The 15020-nt window shown below is 66.8% G+C and carries 16 protein-coding genes; 12 read left to right on the top strand and 4 right to left on the bottom strand.

The genetic code is table 11. The features are described 5' to 3' along the window. Window positions 1–43 precede the first annotated feature (43 nt). Entirely contained in the window at window positions 44–322 is a 279-nt protein-coding gene (locus VF167_16655; protein HEX6927056.1) for a hypothetical protein, read from the bottom strand. A 161-nt stretch (window positions 323–483) separates the two neighbouring features. On the opposite strand from VF167_16655, the gene VF167_16660 reads away from it, so the two are divergent. After that, window positions 484–1068: a hypothetical protein gene (locus VF167_16660; GenBank protein ID HEX6927057.1), complete on the top strand. Its 585-nt coding sequence runs from the start codon at window positions 484–486 to the stop codon at window positions 1066–1068. 190 nt (window positions 1069–1258) lie between these two features. Here VF167_16660 and VF167_16665 read toward each other — a convergent pair whose 3' ends face one another. Further along, a complete protein-coding gene (locus tag VF167_16665; GenBank protein HEX6927058.1) occupies window positions 1259–1990 on the bottom strand; it encodes a DUF5715 family protein in 732 nt (243 codons plus the stop codon). Window positions 1991–2186: 196 nt separating this feature from the next. On the opposite strand from VF167_16665, the gene VF167_16670 reads away from it, so the two are divergent. The 3 genes from VF167_16670 (at window position 2187) to VF167_16680 (ending at window position 5960) form a co-directional block, all read left to right on the top strand. After that, window positions 2187–3125, top strand: coding sequence for a metalloregulator ArsR/SmtB family transcription factor (locus tag VF167_16670; GenBank protein HEX6927059.1), 939 nt, complete (start codon window positions 2187–2189; stop codon window positions 3123–3125). 162 nt (window positions 3126–3287) lie between these two features. Further along, complete coding sequence (gene ahcY, locus VF167_16675) at window positions 3288–4781, top strand: adenosylhomocysteinase (GenBank protein HEX6927060.1); 1494 nt, start codon at window positions 3288–3290, stop codon at window positions 4779–4781. A 369-nt stretch (window positions 4782–5150) separates the two neighbouring features. After that, entirely contained in the window at window positions 5151–5960 is an 810-nt protein-coding gene (locus tag VF167_16680) for a methyltransferase domain-containing protein (protein ID HEX6927061.1), read from the top strand. 74 nt (window positions 5961–6034) lie between these two features. Here the strand turns inward: VF167_16680 and VF167_16685 are convergent, their stop codons facing one another. Beyond that, window positions 6035–6406, bottom strand: a complete 372-nt coding sequence (locus VF167_16685) for a DUF1330 domain-containing protein (protein ID HEX6927062.1) — start codon at window positions 6404–6406, stop codon at window positions 6035–6037. 289 nt (window positions 6407–6695) lie between these two features. Here VF167_16685 and VF167_16690 point away from each other — a divergent pair, with 289 nt between their 5' ends. Next, the gene (locus VF167_16690; GenBank protein ID HEX6927063.1) at window positions 6696–7550 is read left to right on the top strand and encodes a helix-turn-helix domain-containing protein; all 855 of its coding nucleotides are present in this window, start codon (window positions 6696–6698) and stop codon (window positions 7548–7550) included. A 273-nt stretch (window positions 7551–7823) separates the two neighbouring features. On the opposite strand, the gene VF167_16695 is transcribed toward VF167_16690, so the two are convergent. Further along, complete coding sequence (locus VF167_16695; GenBank protein HEX6927064.1) at window positions 7824–8609, bottom strand: class I SAM-dependent methyltransferase; 786 nt, start codon at window positions 8607–8609, stop codon at window positions 7824–7826. Window positions 8610–9175: 566 nt separating this feature from the next. Between VF167_16695 and mbhE the strand changes: the two genes are divergently transcribed. Genes mbhE through mnhG form a run of 7 tightly spaced genes read left to right on the top strand, consistent with a single transcriptional unit; the run spans window position 9176 to window position 14883 of the window. Further along, the gene (mbhE, locus tag VF167_16700) at window positions 9176–11464 is read left to right on the top strand and encodes a hydrogen gas-evolving membrane-bound hydrogenase subunit E (GenBank protein HEX6927065.1); all 2289 of its coding nucleotides are present in this window, start codon (window positions 9176–9178) and stop codon (window positions 11462–11464) included. Further along, complete coding sequence (locus VF167_16705) at window positions 11461–11898, top strand: Na+/H+ antiporter subunit B (GenBank protein HEX6927066.1); 438 nt, start codon at window positions 11461–11463, stop codon at window positions 11896–11898. The genes mbhE and VF167_16705 overlap by 4 nt, the downstream gene beginning before the upstream one ends. Before the next feature lie 2 nt (window positions 11899–11900). Next, window positions 11901–12248 (top strand): Na+/H+ antiporter subunit C, encoded by a 348-nt coding sequence (locus VF167_16710; GenBank protein ID HEX6927067.1) that lies wholly within the window; start codon window positions 11901–11903, stop codon window positions 12246–12248. Continuing rightward, window positions 12248–13720 carry a proton-conducting transporter membrane subunit gene (locus VF167_16715; protein HEX6927068.1) on the top strand — a complete coding sequence of 491 codons (1473 nt, stop codon included), beginning with the start codon at window positions 12248–12250 and terminating at the stop codon, window positions 13718–13720. The genes VF167_16710 and VF167_16715 overlap by 1 nt, the downstream gene beginning before the upstream one ends. A gap of 3 nt (window positions 13721–13723) precedes the next feature. Further along, window positions 13724–14197 carry a Na+/H+ antiporter subunit E gene (locus VF167_16720; protein ID HEX6927069.1) on the top strand — a complete coding sequence of 158 codons (474 nt, stop codon included), beginning with the start codon at window positions 13724–13726 and terminating at the stop codon, window positions 14195–14197. Window positions 14198–14218: 21 nt separating this feature from the next. Beyond that, window positions 14219–14485: a cation:proton antiporter gene (locus VF167_16725; protein ID HEX6927070.1), complete on the top strand. Its 267-nt coding sequence runs from the start codon at window positions 14219–14221 to the stop codon at window positions 14483–14485. Further along, window positions 14482–14883: a monovalent cation/H(+) antiporter subunit G gene (gene mnhG / locus VF167_16730; GenBank protein ID HEX6927071.1), complete on the top strand. Its 402-nt coding sequence runs from the start codon at window positions 14482–14484 to the stop codon at window positions 14881–14883. The genes VF167_16725 and mnhG overlap by 4 nt, the downstream gene beginning before the upstream one ends. Window positions 14884–15020: the final 137 nt, after the last annotated feature.

Consider the following 15020-nt stretch of genomic DNA (forward strand, 5'->3'; position numbering starts at 1 on the left):
GACCGGAGGCAATCGCCTCGACGGTCGCTTTCCGCCAGGAGGGTCAGCCGGAGGGAAGGCGCCGCCGGAGGTCCTTCACCCCCGCGGCGACCCCCGCCCCTACACCGACCCCGAAGAGCAACGCGGTCATCGCTCCCACGAACGGGAGAAGCGCCACGATGGGCAGCGACACCAACCAGGCCCCCGCTCCCGCCACCACCGGCGCCGCGGCGTTATGCACTGCATCAACATACGCCAGCCGGCGCCGCACGAACGAACGGGTCTGGAAGTAACCCAGGGCGGCGATGGCGACCGTTGCGACAAGTCCAATCAGCTCGAACACGGTACGCTCCTGTGCTACGGGGGAAAACAACCTCGTTCCACCCTACGTCCTTTCGGGGTGCCCGGTTTCAGCACCCTCCCGTTGACGGGCTTCTCAGTGGGAAGTCCGCGCGCTAGATTACAAACGGTCCCGCAAGTATCTCTCCCGCCCTCGGGTTCGACGTGGTCGCAGAGGCCGTCGTCACGCTGCGTGCACATCAACCTGCCCCGGCGCTGCTGGAGCTGGAATACCGTCCTCTAGCCGGTCGTCTGACCCGGACGCTGCTCGCGCTGCTCTGCTGCTGGGGTGCGCTGCCGTTCGTGATCTGGATTCCTCCGCACTACCCCTGGGTCGTTCTGGCGATGGTCGCCGGGATCTACCTGGCGCACCGCAGCTGGACGGGCCGGTACCGTGTGGCATACTTTGCGGGTCTGTGTCCCCGGTGTGGCCACGCGATCTCGCTGGGGCTCGACCGGTGCATCAGCCTGCCGCACACGCTCACCTGCTACAGCTGCCATTTCGAGCCCCGGCTGGAAGTTCGCTTCATCGAGGCGAAGGCTCCTCCGCAGGAGCGCCCGGAGCACCGCGACCCGCGCTGCGTCGGGGTCTGGGAGACGCGGTGGCTCGCGGACGAGGCGCTGTTGGTCTGCAGCCGTTGCCACGCGAGCTGTCCGTCGACGGAAGAGACTCGAGAGGCGGCGCGGATAGAGAACGACTGCGCCGCCCTGCTGGAGCAGCTCACCCGGGAGGGACGCTCGATCCTCTAGAGAGCCTGTCCCTGCCCGAGCTCGAGCACCGCCCGCGCGCGGGCCCCTTGCCCACCCCTCGCCCCCTCAGTCGCGGATCAACCTTGAACCAACCGGCTTCGCCCGCGGTGCATCTTTGCGGGTGAACGAAGGTGCAGTAGCTCAGAACCCCGGTCCCCGGTTCACCCGCCGGTGCCGGGGTCTGGCGTTTTCAGGGGATCGTGAGCGTCTGGCCGGGCAGGATTCGCGAGGAGTTGAGGTCGTTCGCCGCCATGAGCGCATCCACCGTGGTGTCGTGGCGGCGCGCGATGCCCCAGAGCGAATCCCCACGACGGACTCGATATTCCGTCCCGCTCGCCAGGCGAGGTCCACCGCGAGCCGCCACGTAGCGGGCGTAAGGCGCCGGATAGACGGCTACGTGAAAGTGCGGGGGATGGTGCTCTTCGGTGGCCTCGATGACCCCCCGCTCCTCGAGGGTGAGGAGCGTTCGCCGAAGCCAGGAAAGGCAGCTGCGCTTTCGCGGCTTGCGCAGGTCGATCGCCATCCCGGTGGGGTGAACCGATTTACGAACGCTGTTGAAGAGTCGCATCGACTTCGGACGAGCGGCACTGGTCACCACCAGCCGCTCGCCGCAGGCCGAGCGAAATTGAGCCGCGAGGCGCTCGACAAAGACCCGCGTCTCGGGGCGTGCATAGGGATAGCTCACCCCGCTGGTGGTGTAGTTGGCGTTCCCGCTCAAGCGAACGAAGCGACCTTCCTTGCCGGCGCGACGAATCCCGTCTCCGGTCTTGTAGAAGTAGATGCCGTTCTCCACCGCATGAACGTACATGCGGTCGATGCTGTCGGTGGAGCCACGCAGCGACTGAGCAAGGAGAGATGCGGGGAAAACGGCATGAGCAAGGAGTCCTGCAAGGGCGGTGAGAGATACGAGGAGGCGGTTCATTCCACGGTGTGACTGGCTGCTTACTCGATCGGCGAGGGACTGAAGCGATCTGACCTGGCAACGCGCCAGACCTCTGGCCGCGGCCAGGCACAGGCAGTTGCTATACTTTGGCGTCGGCAATGATGTTCCACGCCCACCTCTCCTCTCACTATTGACAACGCGCCGGATATCTGCAACCTTGCATCCGGATATACGGATGAATCGACCCGAGCCTCTCTTCGATCGCATCTCGGCGCTTGCCGACCCCATCCGGTGCCGAATTCTGCTGGCGCTGGAGCGTCGCGAGCTGACAGTGGGGGAACTCGGGACGGTGTTTCAGCTGCCGCAGTCCACCATGAGCCGCCACCTGAAGGCGCTGGTGGACGACGGTTGGCTGGTATGGCGGGCCGAGGGGACCAGTCGTCGCTACACCCTTCCGCTTGAGCGGATGGATGACGCCGGTCGGCGGCTGTGGGAACTGGTCCGCGAGGAGGTGGCGCGGCTTCCCGCCACCGAGCAGGACGCCCGCCGGGTACGCAGCGTGCTGGCACAGCGCCGGGAGCGCGGACGGGAATTCTTCTCCACCTCGGCGGGAGAGTGGGACCGGCTACGAACCGAGCTGTTCGGGCGGCGAGTCGAGCTGCAGGCGCTGCTCGGATTGCTCGACCCGGACTGGGTCGTCGGGGATCTCGGGTGCGGCACAGGGCAGGTCAGCGAAACCCTTGCGCCATTCGTCGCGCGGATCATCGCGGTGGACGAGTCGCCCGAAATGCTGGACGCGGCTCGCGTCCGACTCGCGGGTCGGGGGAACGTGGAGCTCCGGCGAGGGGAACTGGAAGCGCTGCCCATCAAGGAGGGCGCGCTCGACGCGGCAGTCCTCTTCCTGGTGCTGCCCTATCTCGCCGAGCCGGCGGCGGCGCTTACCGAAGTCGCGCGCGTTCTCCGACCCGGCGGTCGAGTTCTCATCGCCGACATGACCCCGCACGACCGGGAGTCGTACCGGCAGCAGATGGGGCACCTCTGGCTCGGCTTCTCCGAGGAGCAGCTCGGTGAATGGCTCAGGGAGGCCGGCTTCCACGAGATCCGTTGCGTGCCGCTGCCCGCCGATCCGGAAGCCAAGGGGCCGGGGCTGTTCGCGGCCCGAGCGACGATTTGATGATGCTGCCCGATTTCGAGTCTTTGCGTCATTGGAAAGCCGGTCGGTGGAGACGCCGCAGCGTATCGGGAAAGATCGATTCTGCAGAGGTCTGCATTCATGATCTGTGATCAAGAGCCTGGGCTTCCTGCACTTCTTTATCTCACTCACTCGAGGTAATCCATGTCTACCATCATCGAAGCCCGGAACGACCCTTTCGCCGCTGCTCGGGAAGCGGGTCGTGTGCCGTTCAAGGTGAAGGATCTGGGGCTCGCTGACTTCGGTCGCAAGGAGATTCGCCTGGCGGAGCAGGAGATGCCGGGTTTGATGGCGCTGCGGGAGCAGTACGCCGGGCAGAGGCCCCTGGAGGGTGCTCGGATCTCGGGGTCGTTGCACATGACGGTGCAGACCGCCGTGCTCATCGAGACCCTGACCGCCCTCGGTGCGGAGGTGCGCTGGGCGTCCTGCAACATCTTCTCGACCCAGGATCACGCCGCCGCCGCCGTCGTGGTGGGGCGCGACGGAACGCCCGAAGATCCGCGGGGGGTGCCGGTCTTCGCCTGGAAGGGGGAGACGCTCGAGGAATATTGGTGGTGCACCGAGCAGACTCTGCGTTGGCCCGACGGGGGTGGCCCGAGCCTGCTGCTCGATGACGGTGGGGATGCGACTCTCCTCGTGCACAAGGGCGTCGAGTTCGAGCGCGACGGGGTGGTTCCGCACTTCGACCCGGAGAACGATCCGGAGGAGTGGGGCGTCATCCTGGAGGTGCTGCGGCGCACGATCGCGGAGGAGCCGGGACTCTGGACGCGGCTGGCGGAGGGGATCCGCGGGGTCTCGGAGGAGACCACCACCGGCGTCCACCGGCTGTACCAGATGCAGCAGGCAGGGACGCTCCTCTTCCCGGCAATCAACGTCAACGATTCGGTGACCAAGAGCAAGTTCGACAACCTGTATGGCTGCCGGCACTCGGTCATCGACGGGCTGAACCGCGCCACGGACGTGATGCTCGCCGGCAAGGTGGCGGTGGTGTGCGGCTATGGCGACGTGGGGAAGGGGTGCGCGCAGGCGCTCAGGGGGCAGGGAGCGCGGGTGGTGATCACCGAGATCGATCCGATCTGCGCGCTGCAGGCAGCCATGGAGGGATATCAGGTCCTCACCCTCGAGGACGTCGTGGAGACCGCGGACATCTTCATCACGGCGACGGGCAACTACAACATCATCACCGTCGACCACATGGCGCGGATGAAGGACAAAGCTATCGTCGGCAACATCGGCCACTTCGACAACGAGATCGACATGGCCGGCCTCAAGAAGGTGCCCGGGATCCGGCGGATCAACATCAAGCCGCAGTACGACGAGTGGGTCTTCCCGGACGGCCACAGCGTGCTGGTGCTCGCCGAGGGGCGGCTGATGAACCTCGGCTGCGCGACGGGCCACCCAAGCTTCGTGATGTCCGCGAGCTTCACCAACCAGGTGATGGCGCAGCTGGAGCTGCACCGGAATGCCGAGTCGTACGACAAGGCGGTGCACGTGCTGCCGAAGAAGCTCGACGAGCAGGTGGCCAGGCTGCACCTAGACAAGCTCGGAGTGAAGCTTACTAAGCTGACGCGCGAGCAAGCGGACTACATCGGGGTCCCGGTGGAGGGCCCGTACAAGCCGGATCACTACCGGTACTAGGCAGTTTCGCGAGCCCTATTCGCGATAGTGGATGACCTCTGCGGCGGGTGCGATGCCCGTCCCAAAGCGGGACTCGAAAAGCCGGCGGTCAGTGCGACCGCTGGCTTTTCGTTGTGACCCTTCCATTCTCCGGTTGCGGGTCCCGCTGTCACAGGCGCCGCCCCTCAGGGGTCATCTTTGTGGATGAGCGGGGGCGGGGAGGTGCCCGGAGCATCTCCGTCCGGGTACCAGATTGCACCGAGGCCATTGCATCGAGGCCATTGGCCTGGCGGCGGCACCGGCGAGAGGGGATTGCGCGCCTCGCCCAGGCGTCCGCCGGTCGGAGCGCGGAGAAGAGGCGCGTGCGCTGCACTTCATCGAAGGTTTCTGATGCAAACTGATCCGCTCAGCACGCCCGAGGCGTGGAACCTGGTGGCGGAGGGATACGTCACCGAGCTGCAGCCGATGTTCGAACGCTATGCCCTCGACGCGCTGGCGCTAGCGAATCCCCCGGCGGGGGCGCGGGTGCTGGACGTGGCGACGGGGCCGGGGACGCTCGCCCTCGCCGCAATTGAGGCGGGATGCCGGGTGACCGCCGTTGATTTCTCGGAGGGGATGCTGGAACAGCTTCGGCAGGCCTGCGCGCTGCGCGGCATCTCCGACATCGAGATCCGCCATGGCGACGGGCAGGCCCTGGAGTTCGCGGACGGAACGTTCGACTACGCCTTTTCGATGTTCGGGCTGATGTTCTTCCCCGATCGGGCCGCCGGCTTCCGGGAGCTTCGGCGCGTGCTCAGACCCGGTGGGCGGGCGGTGATCGCCAGCTGGGCGCCGAGGACCGAGGTCCCCCTTCTCGACGCCTTCGAGGCGGCCCTTCGTCAGCAGGCGCCCACGCCGTCGAGTCCCGCCACTGCCCTGCCGCTGAGCGATCCGGAGGTGGTTCGCGGGGAGATGTCGAGCGCCGGATTTGCCCAGGTCGAGGTCCACCGGGTTGCGCACGAGGCGGAAGTCCCCTCGGTGGCGGCATTCTGGGAGTCCAACCAGAGCAGCTCCGCCCGCGTGGCCTTGCTGCGGCAGGCGGTTGAGCCGACGGAGTGGGAGCGGATCTCAGCCCGGGCTTGCGCCCGGGTCGAGGCGGAGCTGGGTCCTGGACCGCACATCCTCCGGATGCCCGCATTCCTTACCATAGGTACGCGCTGAGGGGCTGGCTTCACCGACGTCCTGAGCCTCCGGGCCGGATGCTCAGAAAAGCGGTCTGTTCGTGGCCCGATCCTTCACCCCGGTCGCGCCCTGGCGGAGGCGCGCGGCAGGATGTCGGTCGCGCGATGATCGGAGCTCACGGTATCGACCAGGACCACATCGCCCTCGGTATTCCGGGTCCGTAGCGGGAGGATCTCCTGGTAGGCAGGGGAGCGGTACCAGGCGAGGGCTTTCTGGCGGTCGGGAAAGCTGACGATGACGAGATCGCCGGTCCAGCTCCCCTCCAGCACCTCGGGGGCGGCGCCATGCACCAGAAAGCGGCCTCCATACGGCTCGAGCGTCGCGTCGATGCGCTCCAGATATTCGACGATCTCGGCCCCCATCTTCACGTTGCGGAGATGGGCGACGGCGAGCACAGGGGTATCGGATTTCAGGTTCGTCTGCATTTCCGTGGACCAGGGCATCAGGTCTGAGTTTCGGCGTGGCATCACGGCGACGAGGCGCCGGAAAGCTCCCGCTCGCGCGCGTGTTCCAGAGCTCCGCCCGGGGATCAGGCCTTCAACTTTGCCACCCGCGATGAACGCGCATCCAGCGTCGGCGCGCTCCGCTGGGTGGTCCCAAGGCCGTGGCATCCGCTCATCCGCGCGTCGCGAGCCTCCGAAAGCCGGCTCTATGAACGTCGATGAAGGGTAATCTGGCGATCTGGAGCCGTCGATTACTCGGGAGGTAATCGGGATGTCGGTTGTGGAAGGAGTTCCCGTACAGCGCCGGACGGCGGGTCGGTTCGGCGAGCTACTGCGCGAGTGGCGGAGGCGACGGCGATACTCGCAGCTCGCCCTCGCCTTGGAAGCCGGTACCTCCGCTCGCCACCTCAGCTTCCTCGAGACCGGCCGGGCCAGGCCCAGCCGTGCCATGGTGCATCGCCTGGCTGAGACCCTCGAGATCCCGGCACGGCAGCGCGATGCGCTCCTGCTCGCCGCCGGCTTCGCGCCCCTCGGCTGGAACGAGGATCGCGCCGCGGCGCTCAAATCGGCAAAGGAAGCCATCGGCCTCGTGCTGCGGGGCCTGGAACCTTTCCCCGCCCTGGCGGTCGATCAGCGCTGGACGCTCCTCGCGGCTAACCGCACGATCGAAGTGCTGTTACGGGGCGCTGCCCCCGCGCTGCTGGAGCCGCCGGTGAACGTGCTTCGCGTCAGCCTCCACCCCGAAGGACTCGCACCCCACATCGTGAATCTGGAGGAGTGGAGAGCGCACGTGTTCAGGCGACTCCAGCGCGAGGCGGAGTGGTCCGGGGATCCGGTTATCGCCGATCTGATCGAAGAGCTCCGCGCCTATCGGGATCCGCCCTCCGTCTCGCCGTCGCGACCGCCGGAGGAGCGGCGTGCAGAGCAATGGACCGAGCTGCCGCAAGTCGCCGTGCCGTTGAGGCTCGCCACCGACCGCGGAATTCTCTCCCTCATCAGCACGACGACTGTCTTCAGTACGGCAGTGGACGCAGCGCTCGCCGAACTGACCATCGAGAGCTTCCTCCCGGGCGACGAGGCGACACGGTCTGCGTTGACGAAGATTTTTGAGAGCGAAGCAGGCTGATCGCTTGGCTGCGCGTCGACCTCAGGCCGTCCTCGCAGTCAAGACGTTCCAAGGGTTAACCATGGAGGGCACGGAGGTTGGCCCAGGACCAGAGAGGACTACCGCGCTACAGACAGCCTCACTCGCCGATTGTAAGAAATTGAATTTCGAAACTCCTCCGTGCCCTCCGTGTAACCCTCTGCGACCTCCGTGGTTAGAATCGCTGAAGCAAGAGCTACTTTCCGCAATCAAACCATACGCTCTCGCTGGGTGATGTAGGCCTCCCCCCCCGCTTCAGCGCTTCACCGCCCGCATTGCCAGGAAGAGGGGGATCTCCTGGTCCGCCAGCCGGTGGGCCCTAGCGCGGGAGGCGCCCGCGGCGCGCCGATGTGTCGGCACCTCGCGAAGCCGGTCGATCCAGAGCCCGTGATCCGCCAGCGCGTCGACGTATTGTTGGAGCGGTCGGTGATAGCTGCGGGTCGCACCGCGCCTGCCACCGAGATACTGCTTCATCGGCACCGTCAGCGGCGTCAGGTAGCGATCGATTCGCCGAAAGCGGAGGCGCCGCTGCTCATCCCAGCCCCAACCGCTCTGCCGCGGAATGCGGAAGCAGGGGTGTGTCATCAACAGCACCGCTCGCCCCCCGGTTCGCAGAGCACCCGCCGCGTTTCGCACCACGGCTTCCAGGGGTTCGATATCCTGGATGCTCAGCAGGAAGGTGACGGCGTCGAACTCCCCGGCTTCGATCGAGCCGAGCAGATCGGGCTGGGTGGCGTCTGCGATCAGAAAGCGACCTTGCTCCGAGTGGTGTCGTCGCGCGAAGGCGATCAGCCGGCGACTCGAATCTATGCCGATGTAGCGGGCGCCCAGCCTGGAGACGTACGGAGCCAGAGCTCCAGTTCCGCAGCCGACGTCCAGCAGGCGTTCGCCGCTCTGCAGCTCGAGCAGCTGTAGCACGGTGGGGATCGCCGTGCGCCTGTGGTGCTCGCTTCCTTGCGCGCCTACCCACCCCGCATACCAAGTGGCCACCGGATCCCAGCTCCGGCTGGCGGCCCTCTTCGCGTTATTTCGCTGTGCCATGTTTCCGTGATTGTCATCGCAATGGTGCAGTTCGGGAAAACGGAAGGGCCGCGGTACGCCTGCGCGCGCCGCGGCCCATGAACGAAGGCCGTGGCCGCTCGCGAGAGCGTGCCACGGCCGGGGATATGTCAGCGATGAATCAGGTCATCTACCCGGAAAGCGGGCACAGCCTCGCCGCAGGCAACTCCGCAGCCGGGCGTTGCGCAGGCGCATCGAGGCGATTCCCATCCAGGTATTGCAGACCCTCATGTGCTCCTCGGGAAGTATAAGTCCATCTGGGAAGCTAATCGCGACCCCGGATGCGCGTCAACGTCCTGCAGCGCCCCTGACAATATGATCGGAAAGCATCCCGGCGGGCAGAAAGGGGTGATGACAGGGGGGCCGATGGCGGCGGTCGCGATCGTGGCCGAACGGCCGGAACGGTGGTCACGAGGCCGTCGCGAGAGGCGCGACCCGCGGCGATTCTGAAGGGTTTGCCGCTGCGGAGGCGGCCAGTGTAAGTTCCCGCACGCCGTCGACCGCGCCGCCGACGGCAGCCGGCCGAGACACCGAGGAGTATACGCCGCATGGGTTACGACGCGCTGTACGTGCTGGTCCCCCTGACCCCTTTCCTGCTGCTCCCGGGCGCAGTGTGGTTGGGCGGGCGACCGGCCGCATACGCGCGGCTGCTCGCGCTCGCGCCTGCGGTTCTCACCGGCTACTTCGTCTACCTGTTGTGGCGCGTCGCGGCCGACGGCGCCTTCACAGCAACCCTCCCCTGGGCCCCGGATCTCGGCCTTTCCCTGTCGCTCCGCTTCGACGGGTTGGGTCTGCTCTTCGCCATCATCGTCGCGGGGATCGGGGCGCTGATCGTCCTGTACTCTTCCAGCTACCTCGAAGGGCATCCTCTGGCGGGTCGGTTCCAGCTCACGCTCTTCGCCTTCATGGGCTCGATGCTGGGCGTGGTGCTGAGCGACAACCTGCTCGTGCTCTTCGTCTTCTGGGAACTTACGGGCTTCACGTCATACTTCCTGATCGGCTTCGATCATGAGCGGCACGAGGCCCGCAAGGCCGCGCTGCAGGCGCTGCTGGTGACCGGCTCCGGCGGGCTCGCGCTGCTCGGTGCCGGTGTGTGGATCTGGCAGACGACCGGTACCCCGCTGATCTCTGTCATGGGCGGCGCCAGCCTGGCCTCGCATCCGGCTTATGCGATCATCGCTGCGCTGATCCTGCTGGCGGCCTTCACCAAGTCGGCGCAGGTGCCGTTTCATTTCTGGCTGCCGAACGCGATGGAGGCGCCCACCCCTGTGAGCGCTTACCTGCATTCGGCCACCATGGTCAAGGCGGGGGTGTACCTGGTCGCGCGTATGACCCCGATCCTCGGTGGGACGGCGTTCTGGAGCGGTGTGGTGGCAACTGCCGGCGCGGTCACCATGGTGGGCGCCGGATACCGGTCGCTGCTCGAAACCGACCTGAAGCGGATCCTGGCGTACACCACGATCGCTGCGCTCGGGGTGATGATGCTGCTGCTGAGCGCCGGCACCGGCCCCGCGGTGGCTGCCGGCCTGGTGTACCTGGTTGCCCACGCTCTCTACAAGGGAGCCCTCTTCCTCACCAGCGGGGCCGTAGACCACGAGACGGGCACGCGGGATGTGGGCGTGCTCCGCGGGCTGCGGAGGGCGATGCCGCTGACCGGCACGGCCGCGATCGTCGCGGCCGTCAGCATGGCCGGTGTGCCCCCGCTCCTCGGGTTCGTGGCGAAAGAGGAGCTCTACGCGGCGGTGGCCGAGTTTCCTGTTGCCGGGTCACTCCTGCTCGCGGCAGCGGTGGCGGCCAGTGCCATGCTCGGCGCGGCCGGCCTGACGGCCGGCTTCTCTCCTTTCGCCGGTGACACCCCGGCTCCCGACAAAGTCCACGAGGCCCCGCGTGGTCTATGGGTCCCGCCGCTCACCCTTGCGTTGGCCGGTGTCTTGACGGGCTTCGTGCCGGCGCTGCTCTCCGCCCCGCTGTCGCTGGCGGTTGGTGCGGTCACGGGCGAGCCGGAAGAGGTGGAGCTCGCGCTCTGGCACGGGGTCACGACGGCGCTGATGCTGAGCGGCCTCACCCTGGCGCTGACGCTGATCCTCTACCGTTACCGAGTGGCGGTTCGGCAGCGCGCCTGGCTGCGGAGTCTGCGTACCGAGCGGCTCTACGACGGCACCCTGAGCTTGGCCGATGCGCTGAGTCGCCGTGTCGGACCGCTGATGCAGAGTGGTCCGCTGCGCGGTTACGTACGCGTGATCGTGGTGACGGCGGTGGGGCTCCTATTCGCCGCCTTCATCCTGGGGGGCGACCTGCCAGAGGTGGGGCAACTGTCGCCGATCCATCCGCCCACGGCTGGCGCGGCGCTGCTGATCATGGTGGCGGCTGTCTCGGCGGCGCTGGCACGCACCGCGATGGCAGCCGTGCTCTCGCTGGGAGCCGTAGGCTACGGGGTTGCGGCGATGTACGTGCTGCTCGGTGCGCCGGATCTGGCGACCACGCAGTTCGCCGTCGAGACGCTCACCGTCGTCATCTTCGTCCTCGTCTTCTACCAACTCCCGGGCTTTGCGGACGGGCTGAGCTGGCTGGGCAGGGGTCGCGATGCCCTGATCGCAGGCGCGGCCGGGATTACGATCGCGCTGCTGGTGCTCTTCACGGCGGCCTCCGGCGCCTCCTCGCGCCTGGCGGACTACTTCATGGACGCCGCGCCGAGCCTGGCCCACGGGCGCAACGTCGTAAACGTGATCCTGGTGGATTTCAGGTCTTTCGACACCATGGGCGAGATCACCGTGCTGGTGACCGTCGCCATCGGCGTGCGGGCGCTGCTGCACATCGGCCGGGAGCGGCGCCCATGAAGTCGCTAAGAACGTCGCTGATGCTGTTGGCCGCGGTCCGCGGCCTGATCCCGCTCCTCCTCCTTTACGCCGTGTTCCTGCTCTGGCGAGGCCACAACGCGCCGGGCGGGGGCTTCGTGGGCGGCCTGGTGGCGGCCGCGGCCTTCGTGCTGTACTCGCTCACCGCCGGCCTGGAGGCGGGGCGTCGGGCGCTGCGGGTGGATCCATCGTCTCTCCTCAGCTCGGGACTTGGCATCGCACTGATCAGCGGCATCCCGGGGCTGCTGCTCGGCGGCCCCTTCATGAGCGCAGTCTGGGTGGAGCTTCAAGTGGGCGCGCTGCGCGTGCCGTTCGGCACGCCGCTCCTGTTCGATATCGGGGTCTTCCTGGCGGTAACGGGGGTGGTGCTCACGATTGTCTTCACGCTGGCCGAGACCGCTTTCACCGAGAGCTGACGATGGAGATCCTTCTCGCCCTCGTTTCCGGGACCCTGTATGCCTCTGGCATCTACCTGATGCTGAAGCGTCGGCTGGCGCAGCTCATTGTCGGCCTCAGCATGATGGCCAATGGGTCCAACCTGCTGATCTTCACGGCCGCGGGGCTCAGCGGCACCCGAGCCCCGATCGTAGACGAGGTTGCGGTCGCGTCCGGCGAAGCTTTCGCGGACCCCGTGCCGCAATCGCTCGTTCTCACCGCCATCGTCATCGGCTTCGGCGTGCTGGCCTTCTCCCTCGTCCTGGCGCATCGCGTTCATCGGTCGACGGATACCGATGACATCGATGCCATCTCGACGGGACAGCCCTGATGCTGCTGGCGCTCCCCATCCTCATCCCCTTCGCGACGGCCATTGCCCTGAAGGCGCTGCCGTATCGGCCGGCGCTGCTGCACTGGGTGGCCTTCGGGGGTGCTGTGGGGGTGCTGGCCTCGGCGATCACGCTGCTGATCCGGGTGCAGACGGAGGGAATCCAGGTTCTGCAGATCTCGAACTGGCCGTCTCCGTTCGGCATCACCCTGGTGGCCGATCCTCTCAGCGCGATTCTGGTGGTGATGGTGGGGATCGTGGGATCGGCGGTGACCGGCCACTCCTTTTCCGGGGTAGATCCGCGGCGCGAAGCGCTCGGGTACCACGCTCTCATCCACGTGCTCCTGATGGGGGTATCCGGTGCGTTTCTCACCGGAGACGTCTTCAACCTGTACGTGTGGTTCGAGGTGACGCTGATCGCGTCCTTCGTGTTGATGGCGCTGCACCGCACCCGGGAGCAGCTCCACGCCGCGTACGTGTACGTCACCCTGAACCTGATTGCTTCCGCGCTGCTGCTCACGGCCATAGGGCTGCTCTACGGACAGGCGGGAACCCTCAACCTGGCGGACATTTCGCGGGTCTGGCCGGAGCGGAGCCTGCCGTTGCTAGACAACGGCCTCTCCATGCTCTTCCTGACGGCATTCGGGATCAAAGCCGGCCTCTTTCCGCTCTTCTTCTGGTTGCCGGCCTCCTACCACGCCCCGCCCGCGCCGATCGGTGCGCTCTTCGCCGGACTGCTCACCAAAGTGGGTGTGTACGCGATGATCCGGCTCTTCTCGCTGCTGTTTCGCGAGCCGGGAGCTGTGGTCTTCCCGGTGCTGCTCTTTCTCTCCATCGTCACCATGCTGGTGGGGATGGTCGGGGCGCTGGCCCAGCGGGACCTGCGCCGCGTCCTCTCCTTCAACCTGGTAGGGCACATCGGCTTCACCACCGTCGGCCTGGCGCTCTGGACCCCGCCGGCTCTGGGCGCCTCGATCTTCTACCTGCTGCACCACATGCTCGTCATCACCACTCTCTTCCTGGTGAGCGGGCTCTTTCTCCGGCAGCGCCGCACCACCGATTTCGCGTCACTCGGCGGTCTATACCGATCGCACCCGCGGGTCGCGCTGCTCGTCTTGATCCCGGTATTCTCGCTGGCCGGGGTTCCTCCGCTCTCGGGCTTCCTGGGTAAGCTGGCAATCGTGGCGGCTGCGCTGGATTCCGGCTCCGTGGTGCTGGCGGCGGTGGCGCTGCTGGTGAGCCTGCTCACCCTGCTTTCCATGGCTCGGGTCTGGCAGCACGTGTCCTGGAAGCCTGCTCCCGGGCCGGATCTCGCGCCGCTCAGCAAGCGGGCGCTGGCCCCCATCGTCGTACTCGTGCTGCTGACGATCGGGATGACGGTCGGGGCCGGACCGGTGTTTCACGCATCCACCACCGCGGCCGAGCACCTGCTCGACCCGCAGAGCTACATCAACGCGGTGCTGGGAGACCCTTGAGCCATGCTGCTCGGAAACCTCGCGCTGGCCATCGCCTGGGCGGCACTGCAGGCGGATTTCTCGCTGGCCAACCTGCTGGTGGGCCATACCATCGGTTACCTGATCCTGCTGGGGCTGACCCGTGGCGGGGTCTTCCCGGAGTCGCGCTACATCGGCAAGGTGAGCCTGGCGGTGAGCCTCGGCCTCTATTTCCTCTGGGAGTTGATCCACGCCAACTTTCGCCTTGCCGCCGACGTGGTGACTCCCCGGTTCGGGATGAGCCCGGGAATCATCGCGGTGCCTCTGGACGCCAAGCGTGACCAGGAGATCCTTCTCTTGGCGGCGCTGATCAACCTGACTCCGGGAAGTGTGGCGCTGGACGTGGCGGATGATCGCAGTGTGATGTACGTGCACGTGATGTATATGACCGATCCCGACACGGCGCGGGCCGAGATCAAGCGCGGCTTCGAGCGCCGGGTCCTGGAGCTCCTGCGCTGAGCCTGAGCCGGAGGGAAGTACATGCTGGAGACCGTTTTCACGCTGACACTGGTCATGCTGTCGCTCGCCTGCCTCCTGACCCTGTGGCGGGTGGTTCGCGGCCCCACCCTCCCCGACCGGGTGGTGGCGCTCGATCTTCTCGGCGTCACGATCGTCGGGATCGCGGTGGCCAGCTCCGCCATGGCGGGCTCGCGCTACTTCCTTGATGTAGCCATCGTCATCGCGCTGATCAGCTTTGTCGGAACCGTGGCGTACGCTCGCTACGTGGAGATCGCTGAGCGCGCATGATCATCGAGCTCCTCGCCGCGACGCTCCTGATGATCGGAGCGACGTTGACGTTGCTCGCAGCGGTCGGCGTGCTGCGCATGCCGGACGTATTCACGCGCATGCAGTCCTCCACCAAGGCCGCCACGCTCGGTCTGGATTGCCTGCTGGCCGGGCTTGTCGTCCTCAATCCGACCACCGAGTTCGTGATCCGCGCGGGGAGCATTGCCGCCTTCGTCATGCTCACCACTCCTGTGGCGGCGCACGTCATCGCCCGGGCGGCGGCGCGCACCGGTTCCCCGCTGTGGCTGGGGACCAAGGTGGACGAGCGCCCGGTGGAGCCGCTCGAGTCGAGCGAGACGGAGCCCCCTGTCGCGATCGTGGCCGCGTCCACTCCAGCCGAAAAATCGACGAGGGACTGACGGGAGCACACGGAGCGGGGAGAGGCCCGTCCAGGTCCTTGGGCCGCACGCTGGATCGGATGGCTCCGGTTCCAGGCTCCCGGGAGGTTCCCTTCTCACTGAAACCTGAAGCCCCCATTCAACGATTTCGCACTGGC

The organism is Longimicrobiaceae bacterium (assembly GCA_036375715.1).
Taxonomy (GTDB): Bacteria; Gemmatimonadota; Gemmatimonadetes; order Longimicrobiales; family Longimicrobiaceae; genus DASVBS01.

Excerpts from the sequence above, each read along its gene's own strand:
- mnhG (HEX6927071.1), top strand. The coding sequence starts at position 14,482 with ATGATCATCGAGCTCCTCGCCGCGACGCTCCTGATGATCGGAGCGACG.
- mbhE (HEX6927065.1), top strand. The coding sequence starts at position 9,176 with ATGGGTTACGACGCGCTGTACGTGCTGGTCCCCCTGACCCCTTTCCTG.
- VF167_16720 (HEX6927069.1), top strand. The coding sequence starts at position 13,724 with ATGCTGCTCGGAAACCTCGCGCTGGCCATCGCCTGGGCGGCACTGCAG.
- VF167_16710 (HEX6927067.1), top strand. The coding sequence starts at position 11,901 with ATGGAGATCCTTCTCGCCCTCGTTTCCGGGACCCTGTATGCCTCTGGC.
- VF167_16705 (HEX6927066.1), top strand. The coding sequence starts at position 11,461 with ATGAAGTCGCTAAGAACGTCGCTGATGCTGTTGGCCGCGGTCCGCGGC.
- VF167_16715 (HEX6927068.1), top strand. The coding sequence starts at position 12,248 with ATGCTGCTGGCGCTCCCCATCCTCATCCCCTTCGCGACGGCCATTGCC.
- VF167_16680 (HEX6927061.1), top strand. The coding sequence starts at position 5,151 with ATGCAAACTGATCCGCTCAGCACGCCCGAGGCGTGGAACCTGGTGGCG.
- ahcY (HEX6927060.1), top strand. The coding sequence starts at position 3,288 with ATGTCTACCATCATCGAAGCCCGGAACGACCCTTTCGCCGCTGCTCGG.
- VF167_16725 (HEX6927070.1), top strand. The coding sequence starts at position 14,219 with ATGCTGGAGACCGTTTTCACGCTGACACTGGTCATGCTGTCGCTCGCC.
- VF167_16695 (HEX6927064.1), bottom strand. The coding sequence starts at position 8,609 with ATGGCACAGCGAAATAACGCGAAGAGGGCCGCCAGCCGGAGCTGGGAT.
- VF167_16665 (HEX6927058.1), bottom strand. The coding sequence starts at position 1,990 with ATGAACCGCCTCCTCGTATCTCTCACCGCCCTTGCAGGACTCCTTGCT.
- VF167_16685 (HEX6927062.1), bottom strand. The coding sequence starts at position 6,406 with ATGCAGACGAACCTGAAATCCGATACCCCTGTGCTCGCCGTCGCCCAT.
- VF167_16690 (HEX6927063.1), top strand. The coding sequence starts at position 6,696 with ATGTCGGTTGTGGAAGGAGTTCCCGTACAGCGCCGGACGGCGGGTCGG.
- VF167_16670 (HEX6927059.1), top strand. The coding sequence starts at position 2,187 with ATGAATCGACCCGAGCCTCTCTTCGATCGCATCTCGGCGCTTGCCGAC.